The organism is Kiloniella spongiae (genome assembly GCF_001026905.1).
GTDB lineage: Bacteria > Pseudomonadota > Alphaproteobacteria > Kiloniellales > Kiloniellaceae > Kiloniella > Kiloniella spongiae.
This window is the reverse complement of the sequence record NZ_LAQL01000008.1, coordinates 140,780-166,168: the sequence shown is the minus strand read 5'-3', so window position 1 is coordinate 166,168 and position 25,389 is coordinate 140,780. Positions and strand designations below refer to the sequence as shown.

The 25,389-nt window shown below is 43.8% G+C and carries 24 protein-coding genes; 11 read left to right on the top strand and 13 right to left on the bottom strand.

Annotated elements, in window-relative coordinates; all coding sequences use genetic code 11:
* Nucleotides 1–16: 16 nt before the first annotated feature.
* A complete protein-coding gene (gene infA, locus WH96_RS13605; protein ID WP_047764743.1) occupies nucleotides 17–235 on the top strand; it encodes a translation initiation factor IF-1 in 219 nt (72 codons plus the stop codon).
* Between the two features lie 77 nt (nucleotides 236–312).
* Here the strand turns inward: infA and WH96_RS13600 are convergent, their stop codons facing one another.
* Nucleotides 313–1,077, bottom strand: coding sequence for an SDR family NAD(P)-dependent oxidoreductase (locus WH96_RS13600; protein ID WP_047764742.1), 765 nt, complete (start codon nucleotides 1,075–1,077; stop codon nucleotides 313–315).
* 120 nt (nucleotides 1,078–1,197) lie between these two features.
* On the opposite strand from WH96_RS13600, the gene WH96_RS13595 reads away from it, so the two are divergent.
* Together WH96_RS13595 and gmk are read left to right on the top strand one after the other, a co-directional pair.
* On the top strand, nucleotides 1,198–2,091 hold the full coding sequence (locus WH96_RS13595) for a YicC/YloC family endoribonuclease (RefSeq protein ID WP_082130489.1): 894 nt from the start codon (nucleotides 1,198–1,200) through the stop codon (nucleotides 2,089–2,091).
* A 19-nt stretch (nucleotides 2,092–2,110) separates the two neighbouring features.
* Nucleotides 2,111–2,755 carry a guanylate kinase gene (gene gmk / locus WH96_RS13590; protein WP_047764741.1) on the top strand — a complete coding sequence of 215 codons (645 nt, stop codon included), beginning with the start codon at nucleotides 2,111–2,113 and terminating at the stop codon, nucleotides 2,753–2,755.
* A 22-nt stretch (nucleotides 2,756–2,777) separates the two neighbouring features.
* On the opposite strand, the gene rsmA is transcribed toward gmk, so the two are convergent.
* Genes rsmA through WH96_RS13560 form a run of 6 tightly spaced genes read right to left on the bottom strand, consistent with a single transcriptional unit; the run spans nucleotide 2,778 to nucleotide 10,398 of the window.
* Nucleotides 2,778–3,632, bottom strand: a complete 855-nt coding sequence (gene rsmA / locus WH96_RS13585; protein WP_047764740.1) for a 16S rRNA (adenine(1518)-N(6)/adenine(1519)-N(6))-dimethyltransferase RsmA — start codon at nucleotides 3,630–3,632, stop codon at nucleotides 2,778–2,780.
* A gap of 2 nt (nucleotides 3,633–3,634) precedes the next feature.
* Nucleotides 3,635–4,648 (bottom strand): 4-hydroxythreonine-4-phosphate dehydrogenase PdxA, encoded by a 1,014-nt coding sequence (gene pdxA / locus WH96_RS13580; RefSeq protein WP_281175856.1) that lies wholly within the window; start codon nucleotides 4,646–4,648, stop codon nucleotides 3,635–3,637.
* Nucleotides 4,645–5,892: a peptidylprolyl isomerase gene (locus WH96_RS13575; RefSeq protein WP_047764738.1), complete on the bottom strand. Its 1,248-nt coding sequence runs from the start codon at nucleotides 5,890–5,892 to the stop codon at nucleotides 4,645–4,647. The genes pdxA and WH96_RS13575 overlap by 4 nt, the downstream gene beginning before the upstream one ends.
* Nucleotides 5,893–5,929: 37 nt before the next feature.
* On the bottom strand, nucleotides 5,930–8,122 hold the full coding sequence (locus WH96_RS13570; protein WP_047764737.1) for an LPS-assembly protein LptD: 2,193 nt from the start codon (nucleotides 8,120–8,122) through the stop codon (nucleotides 5,930–5,932).
* A 3-nt stretch (nucleotides 8,123–8,125) separates the two neighbouring features.
* Nucleotides 8,126–9,250 (bottom strand): LPS export ABC transporter permease LptG, encoded by a 1,125-nt coding sequence (lptG, locus tag WH96_RS13565; RefSeq protein WP_047764736.1) that lies wholly within the window; start codon nucleotides 9,248–9,250, stop codon nucleotides 8,126–8,128.
* A gap of 2 nt (nucleotides 9,251–9,252) precedes the next feature.
* Nucleotides 9,253–10,398, bottom strand: coding sequence for an LptF/LptG family permease (locus WH96_RS13560; protein ID WP_053005912.1), 1,146 nt, complete (start codon nucleotides 10,396–10,398; stop codon nucleotides 9,253–9,255).
* A 207-nt stretch (nucleotides 10,399–10,605) separates the two neighbouring features.
* Here WH96_RS13560 and WH96_RS13555 point away from each other — a divergent pair, with 207 nt between their 5' ends.
* Nucleotides 10,606–12,105, top strand: coding sequence for a leucyl aminopeptidase (locus tag WH96_RS13555; protein WP_047764735.1), 1,500 nt, complete (start codon nucleotides 10,606–10,608; stop codon nucleotides 12,103–12,105).
* Between the two features lie 52 nt (nucleotides 12,106–12,157).
* On the top strand, nucleotides 12,158–12,613 hold the full coding sequence (locus tag WH96_RS13550; protein ID WP_047764734.1) for a DNA polymerase III subunit chi: 456 nt from the start codon (nucleotides 12,158–12,160) through the stop codon (nucleotides 12,611–12,613).
* A gap of 35 nt (nucleotides 12,614–12,648) precedes the next feature.
* Here the strand turns inward: WH96_RS13550 and WH96_RS13545 are convergent, their stop codons facing one another.
* On the bottom strand, nucleotides 12,649–13,473 hold the full coding sequence (locus WH96_RS13545) for a universal stress protein (protein WP_047764733.1): 825 nt from the start codon (nucleotides 13,471–13,473) through the stop codon (nucleotides 12,649–12,651).
* Nucleotides 13,474–13,586: 113 nt separating this feature from the next.
* A complete protein-coding gene (locus WH96_RS21415; RefSeq protein WP_053005911.1) occupies nucleotides 13,587–14,528 on the bottom strand; it encodes an AraC family transcriptional regulator in 942 nt (313 codons plus the stop codon).
* A 164-nt stretch (nucleotides 14,529–14,692) separates the two neighbouring features.
* On the opposite strand from WH96_RS21415, the gene WH96_RS13535 reads away from it, so the two are divergent.
* Both WH96_RS13535 and WH96_RS13530 read left to right on the top strand, forming a co-directional pair.
* On the top strand, nucleotides 14,693–15,529 hold the full coding sequence (locus WH96_RS13535) for a cysteine hydrolase (protein WP_047764732.1): 837 nt from the start codon (nucleotides 14,693–14,695) through the stop codon (nucleotides 15,527–15,529).
* 227 nt (nucleotides 15,530–15,756) lie between these two features.
* On the top strand, nucleotides 15,757–16,611 hold the full coding sequence (locus WH96_RS13530; RefSeq protein WP_162200156.1) for a substrate-binding periplasmic protein: 855 nt from the start codon (nucleotides 15,757–15,759) through the stop codon (nucleotides 16,609–16,611).
* Nucleotides 16,612–16,630: 19 nt separating this feature from the next.
* On the opposite strand, the gene WH96_RS13525 is transcribed toward WH96_RS13530, so the two are convergent.
* The gene (locus tag WH96_RS13525; protein WP_047764730.1) at nucleotides 16,631–18,538 is read right to left on the bottom strand and encodes an ABC-F family ATP-binding cassette domain-containing protein; all 1,908 of its coding nucleotides are present in this window, start codon (nucleotides 18,536–18,538) and stop codon (nucleotides 16,631–16,633) included.
* Nucleotides 18,539–18,792: 254 nt separating this feature from the next.
* Here WH96_RS13525 and ndk point away from each other — a divergent pair, with 254 nt between their 5' ends.
* Both ndk and WH96_RS13515 read left to right on the top strand, forming a co-directional pair.
* Nucleotides 18,793–19,215, top strand: coding sequence for a nucleoside-diphosphate kinase (gene ndk / locus WH96_RS13520; RefSeq protein ID WP_047764729.1), 423 nt, complete (start codon nucleotides 18,793–18,795; stop codon nucleotides 19,213–19,215).
* Nucleotides 19,216–19,468: 253 nt separating this feature from the next.
* A complete protein-coding gene (locus WH96_RS13515) occupies nucleotides 19,469–20,596 on the top strand; it encodes an aminotransferase class V-fold PLP-dependent enzyme (RefSeq protein ID WP_047764728.1) in 1,128 nt (375 codons plus the stop codon).
* Between the two features lie 57 nt (nucleotides 20,597–20,653).
* Here WH96_RS13515 and WH96_RS13510 read toward each other — a convergent pair whose 3' ends face one another.
* Nucleotides 20,654–20,944: a hypothetical protein gene (locus tag WH96_RS13510; protein WP_047764727.1), complete on the bottom strand. Its 291-nt coding sequence runs from the start codon at nucleotides 20,942–20,944 to the stop codon at nucleotides 20,654–20,656.
* Nucleotides 20,945–21,015: 71 nt separating this feature from the next.
* Here WH96_RS13510 and WH96_RS13505 point away from each other — a divergent pair, with 71 nt between their 5' ends.
* Nucleotides 21,016–22,059: a zinc-dependent alcohol dehydrogenase family protein gene (locus WH96_RS13505; RefSeq protein WP_047764726.1), complete on the top strand. Its 1,044-nt coding sequence runs from the start codon at nucleotides 21,016–21,018 to the stop codon at nucleotides 22,057–22,059.
* A 113-nt stretch (nucleotides 22,060–22,172) separates the two neighbouring features.
* On the opposite strand, the gene purN is transcribed toward WH96_RS13505, so the two are convergent.
* A complete protein-coding gene (purN, locus tag WH96_RS13500; RefSeq protein ID WP_047764725.1) occupies nucleotides 22,173–22,820 on the bottom strand; it encodes a phosphoribosylglycinamide formyltransferase in 648 nt (215 codons plus the stop codon).
* Nucleotides 22,808–23,878, bottom strand: coding sequence for a phosphoribosylformylglycinamidine cyclo-ligase (purM, locus tag WH96_RS13495; RefSeq protein ID WP_156176806.1), 1,071 nt, complete (start codon nucleotides 23,876–23,878; stop codon nucleotides 22,808–22,810). Before purM ends, purN begins: the two co-directional genes overlap by 13 nt.
* 262 nt (nucleotides 23,879–24,140) lie before the next feature.
* Between purM and WH96_RS13490 the strand changes: the two genes are divergently transcribed.
* Nucleotides 24,141–25,376, top strand: coding sequence for a DUF2066 domain-containing protein (locus tag WH96_RS13490; protein ID WP_047764723.1), 1,236 nt, complete (start codon nucleotides 24,141–24,143; stop codon nucleotides 25,374–25,376).
* Nucleotides 25,377–25,389: the final 13 nt, after the last annotated feature.

Genomic DNA, 25,389 nt, shown 5'->3' with positions numbered 1-25,389 from the left:
AAAAGGCAAAGGTTGAATGGCTAAAGAAGAACTCCTTGAGTTTAGTGGTACTGTTGTAGAAAAGCTCCCGAATGCAATGTTCCGGGTTGAGCTTGAAAATGGACACGAAATTATTGCCCACACTGGTGGTAAAATGCGTAAGTTCCGCATTCGTACCATGGTTGGTGATAAAGTTGACGTTGAAATGACCCCTTATGATTTGACTAAGGGCCGGATCACTTTCCGTCACAAATAAGAACTCTCTACTCTTTGTAGCTGACAGATAAAGTTGCGCGTTCGGCTTTCGGGTTTAACGCGCTTCTTGTGCTGATGTCATGTATTTTTGTTTGGCAATCTGTCTGATATGAATTCAGACAAGTACAAAGGAAGTGCTGCAAAAAACAAAACTGTCAAATACATGGGTTTTGGAAACGAAATTCGGGCTTTGTTTCTTTCTAGACCTTTGCCGATAATAGCTGCTGCCTTGGTGCTTTCCATTATAAATGGCATCGGAAACTTGTTAACCGCGGTAATACCGCTTTTTACAAAGCCGGGCGTTATTACCGAGACCTTGATGTTGCTTTTCTTTAACGTCCCTCGCAGGCTTTCCCCCCAGGTGCGAACAGCAGCTTTACTGGCACAGTAAGCCGGAGCACTGGGAAGGCCTTTAAATGAAGCAAGAGAGGACATAATTGCTATTTGTCCCTGTCCATTTGATTTCATGATCTCAATTGACGGAAGGACCGTGTTCAGGACACCGTTCAGGTTTATATCAATTATTTCTCGCGTTTGGTTATCGGATTCATCCTGTTCACCTGTGCCACCGGATATACCGGCATTGGCAATCACAAGATCAAGTTTTGACAACTGGTTTGCTTTGACTATTTCCTGATTACAGGCGGTTTGATCAGTTACGTCCAGCTGTAATTGATGAACATCCGCGCCACGTTGTATGCATTGATCTGATATGGTCTGTAATCGCGCGCTATTTCTACCTGCGAGGAATAGGACATTTCCAGGATTTGCATAGTATTTTGCAAGGGCGGCACCAATGCCACTGGAAGCACCGGTAATAAATATCGTCTTTGGAATTGTCATTCTTGCGGTAACTCATATGCTTTGGGTATAAGGCTTATGAAAATAAAGCTGCTTGTGATGAATGTAAAACAATCGATCATGTGGTTTAGTATGATGCTTCAATAACCCCGAGGAACCATTATGGGAAAAGCAATTGCCAGCATGACAGGATTTGCCCGTGCTGAAGGTGAGTACGCAGGGACAACCTGGTCTTGGGAACTTAAAAGCGTCAATGGTAAGAATCTCGACGCCAGATGCCGGTTTCCAAACGGATTCGAAGCTTTAGATGCAAAAGTCAGGTCAGCGTTGGCAAAAAACTTTAAGCGCGGCAATTTTCATATCAATCTTGTGATTGATAACAAACATAAGTCAGTGCAGTTGCAAGTAAACGAAGATATTTTGCAACAGGTTATTCCACTGGCCACGAGGATTGGTAATGATCTGGATGCTGTTGCGCCGTCCATTGATGGCATTTTGAATTTACGTGGGGTGCTGGAACTGGTTGAGGTAGAAGAATCCCAAGACGAGGCTGATACGCGGTTGGGATTGATTGAAGCAAGTTTGAAAGGCGCGATCGAAGCAATGCAAAGCATGCGTCGTGACGAGGGAACAAGACTTGCTGCAATTGCAAAAGATCAGCTGGATGATATTGATAACCTTCAAAAAGAAGCTGCAAAAATAGCCGCGACACAGCCTGCTGCAATAAAAGAACGGTTTCATAAACAGCTAGCGGAATTATTATCGGATACGAATACTGTATCTGAAGAGCGCTTGGCACAGGAAATTGCTGTTCTGGTAACCAAAGCTGATATTCGTGAAGAACTTGATCGTTTGGCGGCACATGTTGCTGCTGCGCGCGAGCTCTTGGAAAGTGGTGGGCCTTGTGGGCGTCGATTGGATTTCCTTTGTCAGGAGTTTAATCGCGAAGCCAACACGCTTTGCTCTAAATCGTCAGATGTTGCTTTAACGAAGATAGGTATTGAGCTGAAGGCAACAATCGAACAGCTTCGCGAACAAATTCAAAACGTCGAATAAAGTTAAGGTCTTAGATATAATGAATGCTGTTGTTGCCCCCACACTTAAACGTCGTGGACTTATGCTGGTCCTTTCTTCGCCTTCTGGAGCCGGCAAAACAACAATTTCCAGAATTCTACTGGAAAGAGAAGAAGAACTCACACTGTCGATATCAGCGACCACCCGTCAAATGCGTCCGGGCGAAATTCACGGCAAAGATTATTTCTTTGTGAGTGCGGAAGAGTTTGACGCTATGGTCGAGAATAATGAGATGCTGGAACACGCGACCGTATTTGATAATAAATATGGTACCCCCAGCGAACCCGTAGAGCAGGGATTATCATCAGGAAAAGATGTTCTGTTTGATATTGATTGGCAGGGAACACAGCAGGTTGCAGCAAAAGCACCTAATGATATTGTTCGGGTTTTTATTCTTCCACCTTCGTTACAAGAGTTGGAAAGACGTCTCTATGCCCGGGCACAGGATAGTGAAGAGGTTGTCAAAGGGCGGATGGCCAAAGCAGCTGATGAAATGAGCCATTGGGCGGAGTACGACTATATTATTGTTAACACAGATATCGAAAAATCTGTTGCTGATGTTCAAGCTATATTGAGATCAGAGCGACTAAAGAGAGACCGTAGGCCTGACCTTGATGCGTTCGTACGTGGACTACGCCAAGCCTAATTGAGAGAGTAAGTTGCCTTCTCTAGCTTGCTAGCTCGTCGTAAGCTCGGGCAATTGAGCAGAACTCTTCAATTGAAAGCTCTTCTGCCCGTGCGGTCTCTTTAATACCGGCGATGGATATAAGTTCGGGTGTATTTGTTCCCAAGCTTTTTAAGCTTTGCCGCAACATTTTTCGTCTTTGTCCAAAGGCTGCTTCTGTAATTTTTTCCATCGTAAAGACATTAGCTTCTGCCAATGGCTTTTGCCGAGGTTCTAGCCTTGCCACCGTGGATGTTATCTTTGGTGGTGGGATAAAGGCTCTGGGTGGAATATCAAAAAGTGCGGATGTTTCGCAGAGCCACTGTGTCATAACAGTTAATCGTCCGTAACTTTTGGTTCTTGGTTCGGCAATCAAGCGATCTACGACTTCTTTTTGGAACATGAGAGTAAGACTTGCAAAGATTGTTGGATCTTGAGCAATTTGTTTTAACCATCGAAGGAGAAGGACGGTTGAAATATTATAAGGAAGATTGGCGACAATACGACGTGGAGAAGTTCCAAGCTCTGTTAAATCGACTTTTAGCGCGTCACTTTCAATGACCTTTAGCTTGTTATCATACACTGCCGATACTTCCTTCAAAGCTTCTAGACAACGCTGATCTTTTTCTATTGCAATAACCTGCTGGGCACCTTCCATAAGTAACCCACGGGTTAAACCACCTGGCCCGGGGCCAATTTCAAATACTGTTCCCTGATCAAGTGGTCCGCCACCTCTTGCTATTCTGGAGGTAAGATTCAAATCCAGTAAGAAATTTTGCCCGAGCGATTTTTTTGCTGCGAGATCAAAGCGCGCAATGACGTCTCTCAAGGGAGGGAGGTTGTCTGGTGATTTATTCATTTCTAATGAGTTTCGTTTTTTGCTTTTGCCATTGTCACGGCCATTTCAATAGCCGCAATAAAGCTACTGGGGTTTGCTATTCCTTTGCCTGCGATATTATAGGCTGTTCCATGATCCGGCGAGGTGCGAATAAAAGGAAGGCCAAGTGTAATATTGACACCGTTGTCAAAGTCCAGAGTTTTAATGGGAATTAGAGCCTGGTCATGATACATGCAAACGGCGACATCATATTCTTCACGAGCGTTGGCATGAAACATTGTGTCGGCGGGTAAGGGGCCTTTGATGTTGATACCTTCATTACGAAGTGATTCAAGGGTTGGGATGATTAAATCAATTTCTTCAGTCCCCATCGATCCGTTCTCTCCGGCATGCGGGTTTAACCCAGAGACAGCAACACGTGGCGCACCAATACCAAAATCTTGTATTAGTGCCTCATGCGCCGTTCTGATGGTATGGGCTATTAGGCTGCTATCCAGCTTTTTAATTGCCTGTTCTAACGAGAGATGGATCGTAACGGGAATAACACGTAGCTGTTTTGAAGCGAGCATCATGATAGATGTTGTTTTACTATTCGCTACGTCTGCCAAATATTCCGTGTGTCCGGGGTGATCGAAACCAGATTGATAAAGAACGGCTTTGTTAATGGGGTTGGTTACTACAGCAGAGGCTTCGTTGTTCAGTACAAAATGTACCGATCTTTTAATTGAATTGATAACCGCAGCGCCATTGCCTGGATCACCAATGCCAGCAATAACTGGTTCTGGTAATTCTTCAGGAATGACAGGTAATGCCTGACCAAAGCAATCAAGTGCATCGGCGGGTGATAAGATCTCTTTAATTGGGATCTTAAGTGATAGGTCTGTTGCTAGTTTTTTTAAGCGGTTCGGGCAGTCTATTACAAAGAAGGGAGCTCTTTTTGTATGTAATTTCTGCCACGCTTTAAGTGTTAACTCGCCACCAATACCAGCGGGATCTCCCATTGTTATCGCTAATGGTAAAGTTACTGATTGGCTCACAGACGGATATCCACGTTTGAACTTCTACGAAGATCAAGAAGATATCTTCTGGCTAAAGTATCCAGTCTGTCGTTTCGTAATTTCTCTTGGATCGCTAATCGATCAACACCACCACTTTCCTGGCGGTCACATACGGCTATAACAGCTATACCGCCAGAAACTTGTATTATTGATGTTGTTTCTCCTGTAGCGGTATTGCTGACAGCCTCTTTCGTTGTGGCTGGGAGGTCTTTTGTGTTCAATGTTCCCATATCACCAGACCCTTCGTCACCAAGTTCTTCGGCGAGTAGATCCATTCCCCGACAGCCTTCAAATTTACGTTTTGCGTCGGCTGCTTTAGATTGAACTAGTTGAGATTGTTCAAAACTTGGATTGGCTGGAAGTGCAAAGAAAAATTGTTTCAAGTGAACTTTTTGCTCACTTCTGGCTGACCGTTGATCTTGAACCAAAATAACGTAGTAACCTCTTTTGGTTCTTATTGGTCCGACTAATGAGCCTATTGATGCTGAATCAACTGCGGGCTGAAGCTCTGGGGATAGCTGAGCGGTTTGAAGCCAACCTAGATCTCCGCCAAGCCCCGCGCTGTTAGATTGAGATACTTGTCTCGCCAAGGCAGAAAAACGACCGCCATTTTTGATTGTGTTTATAATTTCATCAGCTTGTTTTTTTATATTAGCTTCATCCGAAACAGTATCGACGCCAAGGAAAATTTCAAAAATTCTTTTCTCTGTTGTCGAGCCTTTTGATTGGAGCTTTGCAACGACTTCCTCAACTTCAGCATCTGAAATATTAACCGAAGAACGAAGACGTGTACTTACAACGGCCCTCCAAGCTAGATCTGCTCTGAACTGATCAAATAACGTAATAGGTAAGACACCTTGTTTCCGTAAGCCAGTTGTCAATTGTTGAGGGGTCATATTGTTTTGCTTGGCGACGCTGGAAAGTGCGTTTTGAATTTGAGCATCTGAAATCGTGATATTCAGTCTCTCTGCTTCTTGCAGCTTTAATCTCTCATCGACTAAAATACCAATAACTTGACGTAACATACGTTGGCGTATTTGTGGGGTGTTTTTACGCTGTGAAGATACGATGACAAGTTGAGTCCGTTGAGCGACATCCAACAATGAAATAATGTCATCATTAACAACGGCTGCTGGACGTAAAACATCTTGGGCAAAGGACGTCGTTGCTGTTGTAATAATGAGTGCGATGCTCAATAAATTAGCAACAATAAAACGTTTCATTTGATTTCTATACCTTTTGACTTAGTTCGCTATTCACTTATAGCGGTTGAATTGTACCCAAGTGTTTAAACGTTAGCTCTAGTGTGAACCTGTTATCTGGCTCTAGCTCTCTGTCTTGGAACCATGTGCGTGTATATTGGCTATCAATGATAATACATTCGTCCTGGTAAATGAGACCAAGGCCTGCTTCTCGTGATTCACCTGCATCAATATCACGTGTATAGCTGGAATTCAGGCTCCAGTATTCTGTCAATTCGCTATTGATACCAATTGCAACTTCTTCTCTATCAGAAGATATTCCATCGATATTATCATCTTTAAGAAAAACGTAGTCCAAATCTAAGTTAAACGCAGCAGGGCCAATGTTAAGTTCCACTTCATTTCGATTTGAGCCGAGATCATCAGGATCAAACCTGAACCGATAAAGAGCATCAAAGTGATCAATTGTGTATATACCGATATGCCCAACAATATCAGACGCAGCATCTTTTAAACCAGAATTTTCTTCGTGTAGGTTACTGTTTCCGGTAAAGCGATAGCTTTGACCGATTAGGAAATCTGCTTGGTTTCCTGAAACAGTAGAGGCGGTCCACTTAAGGCCGTAACTAACTCTGCTTCCTGAATCTACGCGGTCTGTGCCGGCAAAGCGATTCAAGGAAAACAGTGAAGTATCGTCAAATTCAAAATCGCGGCTATCATCGTTCGGAATTTCATTTGGGTTAGAGCCATTCGGTGCCAGTATTCCCTGAACAATAGGTTCAATAGTTTGGCTGAAATCGCCTCTATGACTGGCGAAGGGGAAGCGCCATTCTAAGGCCATTTGGGGGAAAACACGGCCAGTGAAACCAGTAAAAGTATCCCCACTTTTTCTGATGTCATCGTTATTTTTGTTAACACCATTAACCCAATATCCATCAGTTTGAAGTTGGGTTGTTAATTTATACTGGTCTCCCCAGGATCCTGTATAGGGAAGGTCCCAGCCACCGATAAGAGACACGCGTCTGCTGTCTCGACCTTCGCTACGACCAAGGGCTTGGGCATTGGCATCCAGACGATAAGTTGCTCCCGTTACGCCCGGCTGACTTTGAAAATTATATTGCCCTCGGGGGAAAACAAAAGGGTTTTCTGAGTCGTCAACACCATTACGGGTACTCTGAAATTTGTAACTGTCTAGTCTTGCAAAGTTACGACCTCTAAAACCTTCGATAAAGGCGCTTGTCTCTAGTTCTGAATCGTTGTTGAAGCCATATACCCGACCATAGGTGTCGTCTGATGCATGTTCAGCGTTAAAACCCCATCGCCACGTTTTGTCGAGATCAAAACGGCCCTCGCTTATTATCTGTCCTCTGAATTTATCGTCTTCATCGTCTCTGTCTGCGATGGTCGCGCTTGCTTCAATTGACAGATCACCTTTATTGAATTTTTTCTCATATTCACCGGCTAGAACAACACCTTGTTTTGTTGTCGCAATAGGCGCGAATAAAAGTTCGGATGAATCATCAATTGCCCAGTAATAAGGTATTTGAAGGGTTATTCCCAGCTGAGTTGATGTTCCATAACTCGGTAATAAGAAGCCGCTGCGCCTTTTTACGGTAGGGTCTGGATGAGCAAGATAGGGTGTGTAAATAACTGGAACACCAAATATTTCCATCCAGGCGTGGTCATACTTGATGGTTTGTGATGTTTTGTTATGGACAATTTTCTTGGCTTTTAACTGCCAGATTGGCGCTCTGCTTGGATCATCTTTACAAAGTTCACAAGGACTGAAAACACCATTGGAAAAAACCGTGATATTTCCACTTGTTAATTGACCTGTTGAAGCGGCTAATCGGCTGCGATCTGACAGAAGTATACGAATATCACGTATAAAACCTTCTTTAAGGTTGTCGGTTAATTCAACATGCTCTGCAAAAACAATATCGCCACTCGGTTCCAGCAAACTGATATTACCTGTGGCGCTTACAACATTTGTATTCATGTTGTAAGAGACACTATTGGCGAGAACTGTGCGATCTCCCTGAGATATCTCTACATTACCTGATGCCGTGACAATCCCAAGGTTCTCATCATAAGTTACCTCATCTGCACTGATGAGTGCTGGAATTTCTTCGTTAATCCCATCTACCGACTGCGCATTAATTTCACTAGAGATGGATATACCTATAGCGAATGTTATTGCTGCTATAGATACAGAATTTTTCAGTAGTGTTTTTACCCCCCTAAAAGACATGGCTTACCCGTCTTCCAGATGTAAAAGCATAGTGACACCTAACAATAGTGATACCCCCGCTGGTGACCAAGCTGCTAAAGCAACAGGCACTTTGGTTGACTGTCCCAAAGCAAAAACAAAATTTGATAAGAAATAAAGCAGAAATCCGGTAAGAACACCAGAAAGTATCATCAGGCCAACTTTACCTCGTCGATGCTGTTGCATAGAAAATGTTGCTGCAAGAAGCACCATAGCCAAAAAGAGAAAAGGTTTGGAAAGTAAACGATGAAACTGGAGCTTAAGCTTAACTGCTGAGAAACCAGCTTTTTCAAGGAGATTAATGAAATAAGGTAATTCCCAAAAAGAAATAGATTTTGCGCTGGCAAAACTGTCCTGGACTTTTTCCATGGTTAATTCTGTGGGAATTAACACCTCTTCAAAATAATCAGGTTTTTTGCCTGGAAATGAATGCCATGTTTGCAGCAAAGCCCAATTGCCATTTTCCAAACGTGCTTTGGTTGCATCATACCGCGAAATAAATTCACCACCTTCTGTTAGATTGAAAATAATGACCTGATTTAACGATAGGTCTTTGTTAACAGACCCGGCATGAATAACAGATAGTCCATTATTATCTGGCTGGCGTAGCCATAATCCAGTTTCTGAAACTTTAAAAATGGCTTGATCTTTTTTCTTGTAAAGCCTTGAAAGTTCTTTGTTTTTTGCAAATAAAGCTGAGGAAATTGGATTAATTACTGAAAAAGCTAAAACACCAATCATTAAAGAGCAAAAGGCAAAAGGAAAAATTATGCCCCAGATGGAGACGCCGGCAGAACGAATAATGACAAGTTCGTTTGCCCGGGTCAGTTTCCAGAAAGTTGCCATTGCTGCGAATAAAATCATGAAGGGCATGATTTCTTCACTCAGTTGAGGCATTTTGTACAGAACGATTTTTACTATCTGTATAAAAGGAACTGCGCTTCCTTCTAAATCATCTGAAACCTCAATAAGTGATATGAGGAAAACGACGCCCATTAAAACAAAAAAGAAGCTAAAAAAACTTAACAAGTAGTTCTTGGATGCGTAAGTGAATAACGTCCAAGAAATATTTGCTGATTTGACAGCTTTTTTATTAACAATCGTTGTCATTTTTAAGCTGCAGCCTCTTCCTTGGGAGAACCGTCAGGATGATCGGATGTTTTCGGAGGTAGTTTTTTGGGCTTTCTATTTATAAAATACAGAGACACCATAACAACTAAAATTGGCCACGCATACAATAGAGGGATCAAATTTTTATTCTTTTCTGCAACGTCTTTAAAAAGGAACATGGTAAGCATCATGATACCCATAAGACTAATAGCAAACATGATGCGTCCTAAATAGCCTCTACGACTGAACTCACCTGACAATAAACAGGCGAGGGCTATGAATGCCATGGCAAGCGTGAAAAGCGGACTTGCAATTCTGTAATGACCGGCTGCGACGAGTTTGTCGTAGTTGTCAACATCTCTTGGATTGGTTAAATCGGGAAAGATTAATTGATGGAGAAAGCGTTCTCTCGGTTTAAGCCAACGTTCTCTTTCTTCTTGTTCTAGATCCCCAAACTTGAGAACATACTTGTCTGAATAGGCAATGGACAGTTGGCCTGTTACAGGGTCTACCTCTTGCCTACTTGCATTCCATAGAACTGCTCTGAAATCATTTTCTTCTTTTAAAAGGGCGCCAGTATCAGCCAGATATGTTATTTGTTGTCCTGGAAGACTGCTATCGTGCACAATGAGCCCTTTGAGTTCACCTGCAGGAGTTTTTTCTTTAAAGTAAATTGTGTACTCAGTGTTGATCGTATTGAATTTACCTGCTTTTAGAAGTACTGGCGATAAATTGTCTCTGAAATAGTGCTGTAGTTCTCTGAATTCGCGGTAGGAGACTGGTAAGAAATAAAGATTAATTGCGACCACTGATATCATGGATACAGCACCCAGCATAATTCCTGGGCGGGCAAGCTGTAACTGAGAGAATCCTGCTGCCTTTAAGACGACAAGTTCACTATCTGTGTTCAGTTTGTTATATATAAAGAGGACAGAGCAGAATGTTGCGACCGGTATGACGATCACGAGAAAATAGGGCATCAACAAAATAACAAAGTAAAAGAACGTAGACGCAGGAAGACCGTCGTTAACAATCATGTCAACGAATCGCAGTGATTGAGCTAGCCATACAGCAATAGCAAGAGATACTGCGACTGAAACAGCAAATAAAACCAGCTGCACAAGCATATAGCGTGAAATGATCTGCATAGAGTCCGTAAAATAACCTATAAAAATATATACTGAAGAAATAGCCAGAACACCCTTGCCACGTCCAGTTAATTCGTGGATTTTCTAAAGAAGAATAATGAAATTTGAGTCATAGAATGCAAAGTTCTATGATTGGCGCTGCATTTTACATCGTGATACTTGTTCTATAGCAGCAAATTAATAAATCGTTTTACCTAAGAGGGCGACATGAAGTTTTCTTTTGTCTCTGACAAAGTTCCAAACACTGGTGCGATCGTTACGACAGTAACTGACGGTGGACAACTCTCCACAACGGCACAGCAATTTGATGACAAAACAGGCGGTGCATTAAGCCGTGCGATCAGTAATAGCTCTTTCAAGGGTAAAAAAGGTGAGTTGCTCGAAATTCTGGCTCCTGGCGGTGTGGAAAATAGCCGTATTCTTTTAGTCGGCTTAGGGAACTCAAAAGAACTCAAGGCAACAGATTTTGAAAACCTTGGGGGCCAGCTTTATAAAGATCTCTCCTCTAAAGGAGAGAAGGCTGTTTGTGTCTGCACCGATGCTGCCAGTGTTAAGGGGGCAACAGAAGACAAAGCTGGCGCTTTGATCGCTTATGGTGCTTTCCTTAGAAGTTATCGTTTTGATACCTACAAAACGACAGGGAAGAATGATGGTAAAAACTCTCTTGAAGAGTTCACTGTTTTTTCAGCAGATTCTACAGGTACAGAAAATGCTTATGAGGAACTATCCAAAGTTGCTGAAGGCGTACTTTTCACCAGACAGTTGGTGTCTGAACCTCCTAATGAGTTGTACCCTGCGACATTTGCCGCACAGGCCAAAGAACTTGAGTCTCTCGGGGTTAAAGTAACTGTCCTGGATGAGGGTGATATTACCAAGCTGGGTATGAATGCTTTATATGCTGTTGGTATGGGATCTGAGCGTGAATCAAAAGTCGTTATCATGGAATGGAATGGCGCTTCAGAGAAATCTACTGAAAAGCCATTGGCCTTTGTTGGTAAAGGGGTGACATTCGACACTGGTGGTATTTCTTTGAAGCCTGCTGCCGGTATGGAAGACATGAAGTTTGACATGGGTGGCGCTGGGACAGTATTTGGTCTGATGAAAGCACTTGCTGGACGTAAGGCAAAGGTGAATGTTGTTGGTGCCTGTGGTCTAGTCGAAAATATGCCATCTGCAAACGCACAACGTCCAGGCGATATTGTGAAATCTTATTCAGGAAAGACCATTGAGGTTCTGAATACGGATGCTGAAGGTCGTTTGGTTTTGGCGGATGTTCTTTCCTACACACAGGAAAAATATAACCCACGTCTCGTCATTGATCTTGCTACGTTGACAGGCGCCATGATTATTGCACTCGGCAATGATATCGCGGGTATTTTCTCGAACAATGATACCTTGTGTGAGCAACTTTCGAGCGCGGGGCTGAGTGTTGATGAACGCGTTTGGCGTCTGCCTTTGGCAGATTGCTATGATAAATTGTTAGACTGTGACGCTGCTGATATGAAAAATATTGGCGGGCGGGCTGCAGGGTCAATTACAGCCGCGCAATTCCTTCAGCGTTTTATCGATAAAGATCGTCCTTGGGTTCATATCGATATCGCGGGTGTTGCCTGGGCAACAAAAGAAAAAGCAATTGCAGCGAAAGGGGCCACTGGTTTTGGCGTTCGCTTGCTTGATCGTTTTGTTGCCGATAACTACGAAGATTAGAGATTGAAGAGCAGGGTACAATGTGCCCTGCTTTTTTTTGTGGAAGACTTTGATGACCGATATACGCTTTTATCATTTGACCAAAACAGCACTGGAAAATGCCCTTCCTCAAATGCTTGAGAAAGTACTAGAGCGCGGTCAACAAGCTGTTATTTTGTCATCCGATGAGCGCGCATTGGGTGAATTGGACCAAAATCTTTGGAATTATCGCCCTGATTCATTCCTTCCACACGGGACAAAAAGAGACGGTGCAATTGATGAACATCCGGTTTGGTTAACCACTGAACAGGGTGATGTCGCCAAACGGGATGTTGCTTTTATCGTACATGGTGCGCATCCAGGAACTCTCGAAAATGATAAAACGTCTTTATGCGCAATCCTATTTCATGGAAACAACTCTACAGTGGTTCAAGATTCTCGCGTTCTTTGGAAAGAATTGAAAGCTGCTGATCATGAACTGACGTACTGGCAACAGACAGATCGGGGATCCTGGGAGAAGAAGGCCTGATTAGCTTTTCTTCTCCCAGGATTTATGTGCCGTTATTAATGAGATAAAAGGACAGGGAATTCCTGGTTGGAAAACAGTGATTTGGTGACACCGCCAAATATCATTTCTCTAATTCGACTATGCCCCCAAGCGCCAGCGACAATTAAACCTATATCTTCTTCTTTGGCTGTTTTGAGGATAATATCCTCAGGAAAAGCACTTTCTACGACTCTGGCCTCCAGCTCGACACCATGACGCCTTAAGTGCATAGAGATATCATCTTGAGAGATGTTGCCTTCTTCAGGCAAGCCAACAGAAAGTAGGATTACTTTATCAGCTGCTTCTAAAAGAGGTAAGGCGCCCCTTACCGCACGAGAGGCCTCTGCGGATCCATCCCAGGCGATGAGAATATTTTTCGTAATATCTTTAGGTAGCTTTCTGTTTGGAACAGCAAGGATCGGGAGACTGCTTTCCATTAATAGTGAACCTGAAAATTCCAATTCGTCAGCGAATTTCCCTTTTACCTGGCTAATAATTGTCAGATCTGTAAAGCGTGCGTGGAAAGCGATGATATCTACTTCTCGTCCTTCATGTTCACGCCACTCATAGTTTGCACCAGAGGCAAGAGCTTTTTCTTCGAAAGTCTTTTTGAGCGCTGCAGCTTGCTCTTTAATGTTATTACGTTGCTGCTCGATAATTTCTTCGGGGAAATAACCTGTTACACCATGAGGAGCGCCGTGTAAGATTGCTTCTGGTGTCCTTAAAGCATGAACACCTACTAGATGTGCTCCGTCAAATTTTGCTGATAATTGCAGAGCAGCTTCCAATCGGGTTTGCCCAGATTCTGTGTTATCAATCTGAACCTGAATGTCTTTTAACATAAATGCATCTCCATTCATTTAGGAATAGGGAAGGTGCTTGAAGTATATGGCTCAGCATCTCCTTTGATTACAAGATGAATTATTGCATTTCTATGGAGATGAGTGCATTGATCTTAATCAATTTTAGATTGTTTCTTTTTTGTTAAATCAAGGTTCTTTTTTGTTGTTTTTCTATAAGTGTCAGGCGCTTTACCAAATTCAATCTCAAAGGCACGGGTAAAGTAGCTACGGCTTTGATATCCAACTTTTGAAGCAATAACTTTTACTGGGAAATCTGTTGCAGTTAACAGTTCTGCTGCACGTTGTAGGCGTACGGATCTTAGTAATTCAATAGGGCTTGTACCGTAAGTTTTTTTGAATTTCTCGGCAAAGCTGGCACGGCTCATACTAACTTTATCTGCGAGGCTCTCTACTGTGTGATGTGACTGGGGTCTATTTAAAATATACTGTAAGGCATTCCACATCTGTTGATCTTCTGCTCCTCGTAGCCATTCTACTGATTTGTGGCCCTCCAGATGATGGCGCCTTAGTAACATAATTACGCATTGCTCTAATAAAGAACGTGCCAAAGCCTTGGTACCAACTGTTGGGTTGGCAAGTTCTAGCAACATCTCATCCATAGCATTTCTTATGCGGTCACCTGGGGCTAGTTGAGCAATCAAAGGTGTTTGAATTAAATTTAACAATCCGGTTATGCCGCGATAGGAAACATCCACCAAACCACAAACAGCGGTTAATGTTTGTTGCCCTGTTCCTGTCAAAAGATGTTCTAGAGAGGCATCAATAGGACGGCATTGAGGGAGAGGATTGCCGCTTTCTGTAGCACTTATTAGGCTATGATGTTGATGAGCGGGGAGAAGAATAATTGCTCCAGTTGATATGTGCTGACTGGGGCGTTTACCAATAACAATTTTGCCAGCCCCACTTGTAATGTAATGCAGAATAGCTTGAGTTTGTTCTGGTAGCGCAAGTGTCGTGCTCGCCCCGCGAATTTCGCAAAAAGCGAAAGGTTTCAGATTAATGTCAATGGCTTCTAGAATATGGTCGATAGTCATGCATTATAATTTGTACTGTGGTGAGGCAATAGCAAGAATTGAATCTGAAAATCATACGAGCAGCGATGAAACGGACACAATCCAGACGATAGAGAACACTAGGTGGCCTAAATATAAGAGATCAAGGAATTGTCCTTGCACCAGAATTATTAAGGAACCGACCAATGTGTGATTGCAACGATCATAATGATAAAGCTTTCTCTCGCCGTGCAATGTTGGGGGGAGCAGCTGTTAGCTTAGCTGCTGCGGGTATGGCAGCAACATCAATTGGAAATAACGCTGAAGCTGCGGCTTCGAACCCGAATTACGCAGATCCGGAGAAACCAGCATTACCAGCTGTGGATGTTGATGTTAGCTTGGCAGATACTGCGTTGGTTGTTGTCGATCCTCAAGTGGATTTTTTAAGTGAGAAAGGGGTTACTTGGGGTGTTGTTGGCGAAAGTGTGACAGAGCACAATGTTGTAAAAAATATTGGGGATCTTCTTGGGTCCGCAAAAAAAGCTGGAATGACTGTTGCCGTGTCTCCGCATTATTACTATCCGACAGATCATGGGTGGCGGTTTGAAGGGCCTCTTGAAAAGCTTATGCACAAGATTGGCATGTTTAATCGTAAAGGGTCGTTGAATCTTGACGGCTTTGAAAATTCAGGCGCTGATTTTATGCCGGAATACAAAGATCAGATCATGGATGGGAAAACGATTATTGCCAGTCCCCATAAAATTTATGGTCCGCAGAATAATGATTTAGCGCTTCAATTACGGAAAAACGGCGTCAATAAAGTGATTTTGGCAGGAATGTCAGCAAATCTTTGTGTGCAGGCCCATTTGTATGACTTACTCGAGCAAGGTTTTGAGGTTGCTGTGGTTCGTGATGCGACTGCAGCAGCGAAAATTCCTGAAGGTGATGGCTATCATGCTGCATTGATTAATTTCAGATACGTAGCTAATGGCCTGTGGACAACAAAAGAAGCTGTAAAGAAAATTTCAAATGCGGCTGCATAAGAATATATAAGATCTAGTCTTTGAGAGCTAAAAGATAAAACGCCTCTTTTGACTGAGGTTGGTGGGGGCGTTTTACTTTAGTCTTAATCCTCAAAGATACAATTTTTTACTTACTTTGATATTTTTTATTGTCTTTAATAATAGAGAAAGATGTTTTGATCTAAATTGTAGATTGTTGCTAGGGGGAAGTTGATGTTTTTAAGCTAGTGACAGTCTGGGAGCTTGTGTTGGGTAAGGTATCATCTTGGACCAGGTGTGGATGGTCGAGTATAGTCAAAGTTCTATTGGCTCTGTTGGTATGCCTGATTGTTAATGGCTTATCCATATTTTCATCAGAAGCTGATCAGGTGAAGCTCCGTATTGGCTATAACGCAAATTCATCCTATCCACATTTTCTAGGGACAGGATTTAAACCCGCTTCGCCACCTGGTGTTTCGTTGGATATTCTTAACCAAATTGCCAGTGAGCTGAATTTTGAGATTGAGTATATCAGGCGTCCGGGGCGTCGTATATTACACGAACTTAAAGCAAATCAATTGGATGCTGCGTTTATTTTTTCTTACAAAGCAGAACGTGAAGAGTTTGGTGTCTTCCCAATGAAGGGAGACAAGCCTGACGGTGAGAAACGTTTAGCTGTCTTATCTTATGTGCTTTATAAAATGGCGAATTCTAAGCTAGATTGGGACGGTGAGCAGTTTATTAATCTGCGAGGCGTGATTGGTGCTAATTCTGGTTACTCTATTGTAAAGGACCTGAAAGAAAAGGGCGTCAAGATTGAAGAAGCGAGATCAACTAAGAATAATTTTACCAAGTTAAGAAGTGGTCGTATTGAAGGGGTGGCTGACCAAGGTATTGTTGCTGACGCCTATATCCACAAGAATAATTTCTCTGATGTTGTTAAAGTTTCTCAACCCATTGCAACAAAAGATTATTTTTTGATTTTTAGTCACCAATTTTCCGAGAAAAAAACCAATCTTCGTGACAAGATTTGGAATGAAATTGCAGAGCATAGAGACGATTTATCCAACCAATTCATGCCACGCTATCTTGAAGAATATCAATTACAGCCTGGCACGAATTAATCAGATTGCTTAGCAGATCTTACGATACTTCAAGCTTTTCCTGAGCCTCGAGCCATAGAGTTTCTGCTTTCATAAGCTCTTTTTCTACCTTGGCCAGCTCTTTTGTGAGTTCCAATTGTCTGGAATTATCCCCTTCATAGAGTGAAGGATCAGCCATTTCCTTTTCCAGCTTTTCTTTTTTTGCTTGAAATTTTTCCATCTTTTGTTCTGCAAGGCGGACAGCTTTTTTGATATCTCCCCCTGCAGCTCTGGCTTCTGCTGCGGCACGTCGCTTGTCTTTTTTACTCATGCTCTTGGCACGGGGCGTCTCATTCTCCTGATTTGCATCATTGGATTTACGAGAGCTTTGGCGTTCTTTTCGGCGTTGCTCCATCAGAAGGCGTTTATAATCTTCGAGATCACCGTCATATGCTTGTACGTTACCATCGGCGACAAGCCAGAAACGATCAGCGGTAAGTTCGATCAAATGAGGATCGTGCGAAACTAGTACGATGGCGCCTTCAAAAGCATTCATTGCCTGAACAAGGGCTTCCCTGGAATCAACATCCAGGTGGTTGGTTGGCTCATCCATAAGCAAGATGTGCGGGGCGTCTCGGGTTGACAGAGCAAAGAGCAGACGTGCTTTTTCACCACCTGATAGCTTACCAACCTTTGTTAATACGTGATTTACGCCAAAGCCGAAACGACCAAGCTGTGCTCTCACTTTTGATTCAGGCGTTCCCGGTTTCATCAATCGGGACATCAAAATGTAAGGCGTGGCTTCAAGGTCAAGTTCTTCGGCTTGATCCTGTGCGAAGTACCCGACTTTGAGTTTGGATGATTTATACAGTTGCCCTTCTTGAGGTTCCAGACGTCCTGCAAGAAGTTTTACCAAGGTGGATTTACCATTCCCGTTTGCACCAAGGAGTGCAATTCGATCTTCCATATCTAACCGAAGGTCTAAACCTTTCAGGATCGGCTTGCCGGGTTCATATCCGATATCTACACGATCTAGGTTGATGAGTGGTGGTGCCAACTCTTCTGGTGAGGGAAAATCAAAAGCCAAAGTGCTGTCTTCTGCAACAGCGGCAATAGGCTGCATCCGCTCCAGCATTTTGACGCGAGATTGCGCTTGCTTGGCTTTTGACGCTTTAGCTTTAAAGCGATCAATGAAGCTCTGAATGTGTTTGCGTTGTTCTTGTTGTTTTGCGTGTTGTGCGGCTTGGTGTTCAAGACGTTCTCGACGAACTTGTTCGAATTGGTCGTAATTTCCTGTGTAGGAATTTAGTTGAAGGTTTTCGAGATGAATAATCTTATTGGCAACATTGTTCAAAAGAGCACGGTCATGAGAAATGAGTAACAGTGTTCCTGGGTAATTTTTAAGATAGCTTTCCAACCAAATCGTTGCTTCCAGATCCAAGTGGTTGGTTGGTTCATCCAAAAGCAGGAAATCGGGCTCTGCAAAAAGCAGGCTGGCCAAGGCAACACGCATTTGCCACCCGCCGGAAAGAGCAGAACAGGGCTGTTGCTGTGCTTCTTCGTTAAAACCGAGACCTGCAAGTATCCGTGCTGCCCGGCTGGGGGCGGTGTCGGCTTTAATATCCACAAGGCGCTCGTGAACTTCTGCAATACGCATAGGGTCAGTAGCTGTGTCAGCTTCTTTTAGAAGTTCTGTTCGCTCAACATCAGATAAAAGGACAGTATCAATCAGGCTGACATTGCCAGATGGAGCTTCCTGCGCAACTTTCCCCATTTTGGTTTTATTGGGAACGTTGATGTCGCCTGATTCTGAAGGAATTTCCCCAGAGATGATTTTCAGCAGGGTTGTTTTACCCGTGCCGTTACGGCCGACAAAACCAACTTTATCGTTTTTGTGTACGGTGGCAGAGGCATCCTCGAAAATCGGGCGGCCTACGATGCGGTATGTTAGATTATTAATATGTAGCATGTGCGCTTAATATCACCGAAGTGCGGCTGTGGTAAGAGTTTTCTTGAGGAATATTTCTAAAATAATGTTGGTTCGATTTTACGTGCTCACTTTCATGGCGAAAATTTGTTTTCATGATGCTGAATAGGGGGATGTGCCCCTTGCATAACTGCTAACACAGAGATGTCATGTAATTACAGTTGCCCCAAAGCATTTCTGGCTGTATAAGGCCGCCAAACGATTTCCATTCTTTATCTAAAGTAGGAGTGCCTGACATGGCTCTTGAGCGTACTTTCTCTATCATTAAGCCCGATGCCACAAAGCGTAACCTAACTGGCAAAATCATTGCCAAGTTTGAAGACGCTGGTCTTCGCATCGTTGCTTCCAAGCGTATTCACATGAGCCGCGAACAGGCTGAAGGTTTCTATGCTGTTCACAAAGAGCGTCCTTTCTTTGGCGAGCTCGTTGATTTCATGATTTCTGAGCCAGTTGTTGTTCAGGTTCTTGAAGGCGAAAACGGAATTGCTAAAAACCGCGAAGTTATGGGCGCAACTAACCCAGCTGAAGCGGATGCGGGTACAATCCGTAAAGAATTCGCTCTTTCAATTGGCGAAAACTCTGTACACGGTTCTGATGCCCCTGAAACAGCTGCAGAAGAAATCAAATACTTCTTCTCAGACGCTGAGTTGGTTGGCTAATAGTCTTTATGACTATATGAGATTTAAAAGGGAAGCTTCGGCTTCCCTTTTTTTGTGGGCAAAAACCCGTTGCCCGCTCTTTACTTTGTTTGCTTTCAATTTGTCTGCATTCAATTTTTCTCGTAACAAAAATTAAGTGTACTCTTCGCGTTAGTCGGATCATTCTTATCCCGCAATATAACCAACCTGTTGTGATGCGTATCTTGATATATTTTGAGCGACAGAAGTCGATATAGCTCTTTGGTAAGGTCCCATGATTGATAATATGAAATCTCTTTTCGATATTCCTTCAGATATTTGTTACCTGAATTGTGCTGCTCAATCTCCTATGCTGAAATCTGCAAAAGTTGCCGGGGATTCAGGATTGGCAATAAAAGCAAATCCATGGACCCTTGATCCGGGCTTTTGGGATGATCGTTCCAGAGAGTTAAGAGCAATTTTGGCAGGGATGATTTCCGCCCAGGCGAATGATATTGCTCTTATTCCTTCAACGGCCTACGGCGTTGCTACAGCAGCAAAAAACCTACCAATGCATAAAGGGGAAAACATTGTCCTGCTTGAAGGTCAGTTTCCGTCCAATGTTATCGCGTGGGAACAGAAGGCATATGCTTGTGGCGGTGATTTAAATGTTATTGGGCGACCCGCGGATTATGATTGGACACCTCATGTGCTTGAGGCCATATCTAAAAAAACCGCAATTGTTACCTTGCCGCCATGCCATTGGACTGACGGTAGTAAAATAGATCTCGTTGCAGTTGGAGAGCGATGTCGGGATAAAGGCGCGGCGCTGGTTGTCGATGCAACCCAGGCGGTGGGGGCTATGATAATTGATGTTGGTACTATCCAGCCTGACTTTCTAATCTGCTCTTCCTATAAATGGCTTTTAAGTCCCGTTGGTTCTGCCTTTCTCTATGCTGCGCCCAAGTGGCAAGAGGGTCGGGCCATAGAATATAACAAATTCAACTGTGATGATCTTGACCCTTCGACAGGAATGCATCTACCGAAAACGGGTGCCTTGCGTTTTGATATGGGGGGACGGAATAACTTTATCCTGTTGTCCATGGCTTTGGAGTCAGCTAAGCAAGTTAGTAAGTGGGGCGCAGATGAGGTGCAAAAAACACTTCGACCCTTAACAGACCTTGTCGCTGAGATGGCGACGGAGAGGGGTTGGTCAGTGCCCGTTGGCAACAAGAGAGTCGGTCACATCATAGGTATCAGTTTTCCAAATCAAAAGATTGAAAATCTGGCAACAAAACTGGCATCCGAACAAGTTTATGTCAGTGAAAGAGGGGTTGGCATCCGCGTGTCGCCTTATCTCTACAATAACGAAGATGATATCAAGCAACTCTTTGGGGCACTTGATCGATTTGTCGGTGTGTAAAAACAGGCAATAAAAAAGGAGGCCGAAAAGCCTCCTTTTTAGTAAGTTCCAGTGAACTTAAACCAGTGTTGCTGCCATTAGACCGAGTACGATCATAATTGCGATAACAGAATATGTGGAAACCTTTGTAAAGCTTTCCCAACCGCGCTGGCGTTCAACCGTTAGTTCTTCGTTTGTCATTGTCGTGTGATCCTCTGTTCCACAAATATCTCGTATCTGGCCAGAGGCCAAATTCAGGACGACTTTATCAAAGGTTAGCGTATTTTCAAGCTTGAAGTGATTTTGAGTTGGTACGAAGGCGATGTTTTCTTCCTCTTTATTCAGACTTAACAGCCTTTTGATTTTCAAGCCGGATCTTTCGATATATCCTCAAGACAACTTTTTTCGTTCCTACTTTCCCGCCTTTAAGAAGAAAATCCATGCGTGCTGCTTATTATGAAGAATTCAATGGCGATATCAAAGTTGGTACCTTGCCAGATCCAACACCGCCAGTTGGTGGAGTTGTGCTTGAAGTCAAAGCCAATGGGGTTTGCCGGAGTGACTGGCATGGGTGGGTTGGTCATGACGGCGCAATCAAAAATTTTCCCCATGTACCCGGGCATGAATGTGCAGGAACAATTGTTGCGGTTGGTGACTGGGTTACACGGTGGAAGAAAGGGGACGAGGTTATTGTTCCCTTTAGCTGTGGTTGTGGCCGTTGCCCGTCCTGTGCAAAGGGCAATGAGCATATATGCGATGACGACTTTCAGCCCGGATTTACGGGATGGGGTGCTTTTGCACAGTATATGGCCGTTGAATATGCTGACGTTAATCTGGTTACTTTGCCTGATGAGCTTGACCATGTTGTCGCCGCGAGTTTGGGTTGTCGTTTCATGACGGCTTTTCGTGGGGTGGTGAAACGCGGAAAAGTTGGCCCTGAACAATGGGTTGCCGTGCACGGGTGTGGTGGCGTCGGTTTAAGCGCGTTGATGATAGCCCGTGCGTTGGGGGCAAGGGTTATTGCTATTGATGTAAACGATCAAACTTTGGCGCATGCTACGTTATTAGGTGCAGAGCATGTAATCAACGGAACAGAAGTCGATAATGTTGTTGAGGCAATCTTATCAATTACCAGTGGCGGCGCTGAGGTTTCAATTGACGCACTGGGATCGCCAATAACGGCGTATAATTCCATTGCCTGTCTGGCGAAGCGTGGTCGACATGTACAGATTGGTCTGGCGGCTGGTGATCATAAGGATATGAATATCCCAATGAATTTGGTTATTGGTCGAGAGCTTGATTTGCTTGGAAGCCATGGGATGCAGGGCCATCAATATGGGCAGATGTTGAATATGATCATCAAAGGTGATCTAGCACCTGAAAAGATCATTGATTGTACTGTTGACTTGAAAGAAGGGGCCGACGTCTTGATGAAAATGTCGACGGCTTCGCCAAGTGGGGTGGTTGTAATTGATAGGTTCTAAGGTAGAAGCCATTCATCTAAAAAGTATTGTGAAATATAAACCTTGCAACCTTTATAGAAGCCGCAAGGTTTATTATTGAGAACGGGTTTCTGTGTAATCGCTAACTATTTTATTCAAGGATTACAGATCATATCTTCTGTTATCTGAGATGTGTGTCTATGTATGAGTCTGTTGCCCGAAATTGTGATCTTTTGCTCGGCGATGAGCTTCAAACATTCGGGATAGAGTCTGTGTTCTGCACCGAGAACGCGGATGGCGAGGCTGTTTTCCGTGTCATCTGGTAAAACGGGCACCGCGGCTTGACCAACAATAGGGCCACTATCCATTTCATGGCGCACAAAATGAACAGTACAGCCGTGAAGCTTGCAGCCTTCATCCAAAGCACGTTGATGTGTGTCCAAGCCAGGAAACAGAGGGAGTAGAGCAGGGTGAATGTTGATCATTCTGTTGTGCCAATGTGCAACAAATTCTTTTGTAACTAAACGCATAAAACCAGCTAAACAGACAAACTCGACGCCTGAATTTTCAAGGGTTTCCGTGACAGCATGATCAAAGTCAAGGCGATTTTTATATTCGCGATGATTTACGGTCGCTGTTGCAACGCCGGCTTTTTGAGCACGAGCCAGCCCTGTAACGTTTGGAACGTTAGAGACGACCAATACGACTTCTGCAGGGAAAGCTGGATCTGCTGCGGCATCTAAAAGAGCCTGTAGATTACTTCCCCTGCCAGAGATCAGAACGCCAACTTTTAAGCGGGCCACGTTTCTGCGAGCCTTTCGATTTGAACGGCTTTTTCGCCTTCTTTGCGGGTTTCTACTGTGCCAAGAGAGACAACCGTTTCACCTTGAGCCTGAAGAATACCAGTAACATCTTCAACCTTGTCGGCAGCAACCACAACGGCCATGCCAATACCACAGTTGAATGTGCGCATCATTTCGTGTTCATCAATACCGCCGGTTTTGGCCAACCAGCTAAAGACACGTGGTACAGGCCAGGAAATACCGTCGATTGTCACGCCTAAACCTTCTGGTAAAACACGAGGGAGATTTTCGACAAAACCGCCACCTGTTATATGAGCAAAGGCCCTAACGCCTTCCCCATGAGGGCCAAAGGCACGAATAGCTTCAAGGCAGCTTTTTACGTAAATACGTGTTGGTGTCAGTAGCGCTTCGCCGAGACTTACACCATCCTGGAAAGGAGCGGGATCACTGTATTTCACACCGGAAATCTCAACAATTTTACGAATGAGAGAGTAACCATTAGAATGTGGGCCACTTGATGTGAGACCAAGTACAACATCGCCGTCTTTGACCAAATCACCTGTTAAGGCTTGTCCACGCTCGACTGCGCCAACAGAGAAACCGGCAAGATCGTAATCATTGTCACTGTACATACCCGGCATTTCAGCCGTTTCACCACCGATTAATGCGCAGTTCGAAAGCACACAACCTTCGGCAATACCTGCAATGATATCGCGTCCTGCTTCAACACTCAGTTTACCCGTTGCATAGTAGTCGAGGAAAAAGAGAGGTTCTCCGCCCTGAACAACAAGGTCGTTTACGCACATGGCAACCAAGTCGATTCCCACGGTATCATGCTTGTTTGCTTCGATGGCGACTTTTAGTTTTGTGCCAACACCGTCATTACAGGCGATCAGTAGAGGATCAGTAAAACCAGCGGCCTTGGGATCAAAGAAAGCGCCAAAACCACCTAAACCAGCCATAGAACCAGAACGGGTTGTTGATTTTGCAAGGGGTTTGATGGCTTCAACCAGTTCATTTCCTGCGTCGATATCAACTCCGGCATCCTTGTAGCTCAAGGAATTAGGATTATTAGGGATGGTACTTATGGTATCCTCCTGTAACTTCGAGTATTAATGTACTCAAGTGTCTGAACCTGATAATAATCTCGGATCATTTCTAGCCGGTTAATGGCACCGAGCCGTTTTGGCTAACTCTGATAAGGCGACAGCCTCATAGAATAGTCATAGTTCGAGGTTATTATCAGGTCCAGATATTACCTAATACATTCGGTATTAGGCTCTGTAATTTGGGAAGATACTTAATCCGGGATGGTTTGCAATGCGGTTTCGCCGCTTTTTCTATAAGACAGCATTTCTAGTGACATTTTTTGCGCTCTCTACAGGGCTTTGGCATTCGACTGCTTTAGCCGTTAACGAAGTTTATACTGTTCATGGTATCAGCGTTGATGCAACAGCAGATACTGTGATTGAAGCGAAAAAAGCTGCGTTAAGTCAAGGTTATGAAAAGGCTTTCCTAGCTCTGATACGTAAGCTTGTGCCTGAGCATGATCATGCAAAAGTGCCGAAATTGAATTCAAAAGATGCGCTGAATTATGTACTGGATATATCTTTATCCGCAGAAAGGTCATCTTCTGTTCGGTATATCGCAAATATGACTGTACGGTTTAAAGAATCGCAGACTCGGGGACTTCTTCGTAATTCGGGTGCAGCAATTGCTGAAACAGTCAGCAAGCCCGTATTGATTATTCCCATTGAAAAAAGAGCGGATTCTTCTTTGTTATGGGAAGATCGCAATCAATGGCGAACAGCATGGGGTGGTGTCGGGGCCAGTAATGGCCTTGTTCCGTTGACAATGCCGTTAGGTGATCTGGATGATCTAGCTTTGGTGGATGCCAAGGGAGCCTTGGCGGGTAATGAAGGTTTGTGGAAACTGGCAGGGAAGTACGGTAGCAGTGATGTCTTCCTGTCTGTTGCAGAAATTACCAATGACGGAGCCGCTGCGAATCTGTCTGCTGTTCGGGTCGGGCGTTTTGGCGAAGGTCGTCGCTATCAGTTGAATGTGACAAAAGCAGAGGGCGAAACAACGCAAAAAATGTTACGCCGAGCCGCAAGGTCGCTCGATAATTCTCTTCAGCATGATTGGAAACAGGCTAATCTGTTACAGTTTGGTGTCGAGCGCTGGATACAGGTGGAGGTTCCAATATCAGGCTTGCAGGACTGGGTGCTTGTAAATAATCGACTACAAGGTGTTCCCGCGATCAATAAAGTCAAAACGCGATCAATCAATCGCTCACAAGTAAATCTGGATGTTTATTTTGCAGGGGATGAGCGACAGTTGTCATTGGCGTTGGCGCAAAAGGATTTGGCGTTGGTGCTTAATGAGCGCAGCATTTGGGAGCTACAGATTTTAAACAGACCTAAAGTTCAACAGGGATTGAACTTGCCTGGGCAAACTAACAACCAGGTTTTGGCAACGGAAGAAACAGTTGTTGATGAGGTGATTGTTCCCGAGCAGGAAATTGATCTTGGACCTGAGACTGAAGTCGTTCAATAATTGCAGCCGCTTA

Excerpts from the sequence above, each read along its gene's own strand:
- infA (WP_047764743.1), top strand. The coding sequence starts at position 17 with ATGGCTAAAGAAGAACTCCTTGAGTTTAGTGGTACTGTTGTAGAAAAG.
- WH96_RS13600 (WP_047764742.1), bottom strand. The coding sequence starts at position 1,077 with ATGACAATTCCAAAGACGATATTTATTACCGGTGCTTCCAGTGGCATT.
- WH96_RS13595 (WP_082130489.1), top strand. The coding sequence starts at position 1,198 with ATGGGAAAAGCAATTGCCAGCATGACAGGATTTGCCCGTGCTGAAGGT.
- gmk (WP_047764741.1), top strand. The coding sequence starts at position 2,111 with ATGAATGCTGTTGTTGCCCCCACACTTAAACGTCGTGGACTTATGCTG.
- rsmA (WP_047764740.1), bottom strand. The coding sequence starts at position 3,632 with ATGAATAAATCACCAGACAACCTCCCTCCCTTGAGAGACGTCATTGCG.
- WH96_RS13575 (WP_047764738.1), bottom strand. The coding sequence starts at position 5,892 with ATGAAACGTTTTATTGTTGCTAATTTATTGAGCATCGCACTCATTATT.
- WH96_RS13570 (WP_047764737.1), bottom strand. The coding sequence starts at position 8,122 with ATGTCTTTTAGGGGGGTAAAAACACTACTGAAAAATTCTGTATCTATA.
- lptG (WP_047764736.1), bottom strand. The coding sequence starts at position 9,250 with ATGACAACGATTGTTAATAAAAAAGCTGTCAAATCAGCAAATATTTCT.
- WH96_RS13560 (WP_053005912.1), bottom strand. The coding sequence starts at position 10,398 with ATGCAGATCATTTCACGCTATATGCTTGTGCAGCTGGTTTTATTTGCT.
- WH96_RS13555 (WP_047764735.1), top strand. The coding sequence starts at position 10,606 with ATGAAGTTTTCTTTTGTCTCTGACAAAGTTCCAAACACTGGTGCGATC.
- WH96_RS13550 (WP_047764734.1), top strand. The coding sequence starts at position 12,158 with ATGACCGATATACGCTTTTATCATTTGACCAAAACAGCACTGGAAAAT.
- WH96_RS13545 (WP_047764733.1), bottom strand. The coding sequence starts at position 13,473 with ATGTTAAAAGACATTCAGGTTCAGATTGATAACACAGAATCTGGGCAA.
- WH96_RS21415 (WP_053005911.1), bottom strand. The coding sequence starts at position 14,528 with ATGACTATCGACCATATTCTAGAAGCCATTGACATTAATCTGAAACCT.
- WH96_RS13535 (WP_047764732.1), top strand. The coding sequence starts at position 14,693 with ATGTGTGATTGCAACGATCATAATGATAAAGCTTTCTCTCGCCGTGCA.
- WH96_RS13525 (WP_047764730.1), bottom strand. The coding sequence starts at position 18,538 with ATGCTACATATTAATAATCTAACATACCGCATCGTAGGCCGCCCGATT.
- ndk (WP_047764729.1), top strand. The coding sequence starts at position 18,793 with ATGGCTCTTGAGCGTACTTTCTCTATCATTAAGCCCGATGCCACAAAG.
- WH96_RS13515 (WP_047764728.1), top strand. The coding sequence starts at position 19,469 with ATGATTGATAATATGAAATCTCTTTTCGATATTCCTTCAGATATTTGT.
- WH96_RS13505 (WP_047764726.1), top strand. The coding sequence starts at position 21,016 with ATGCGTGCTGCTTATTATGAAGAATTCAATGGCGATATCAAAGTTGGT.
- WH96_RS13490 (WP_047764723.1), top strand. The coding sequence starts at position 24,141 with ATGCGGTTTCGCCGCTTTTTCTATAAGACAGCATTTCTAGTGACATTT.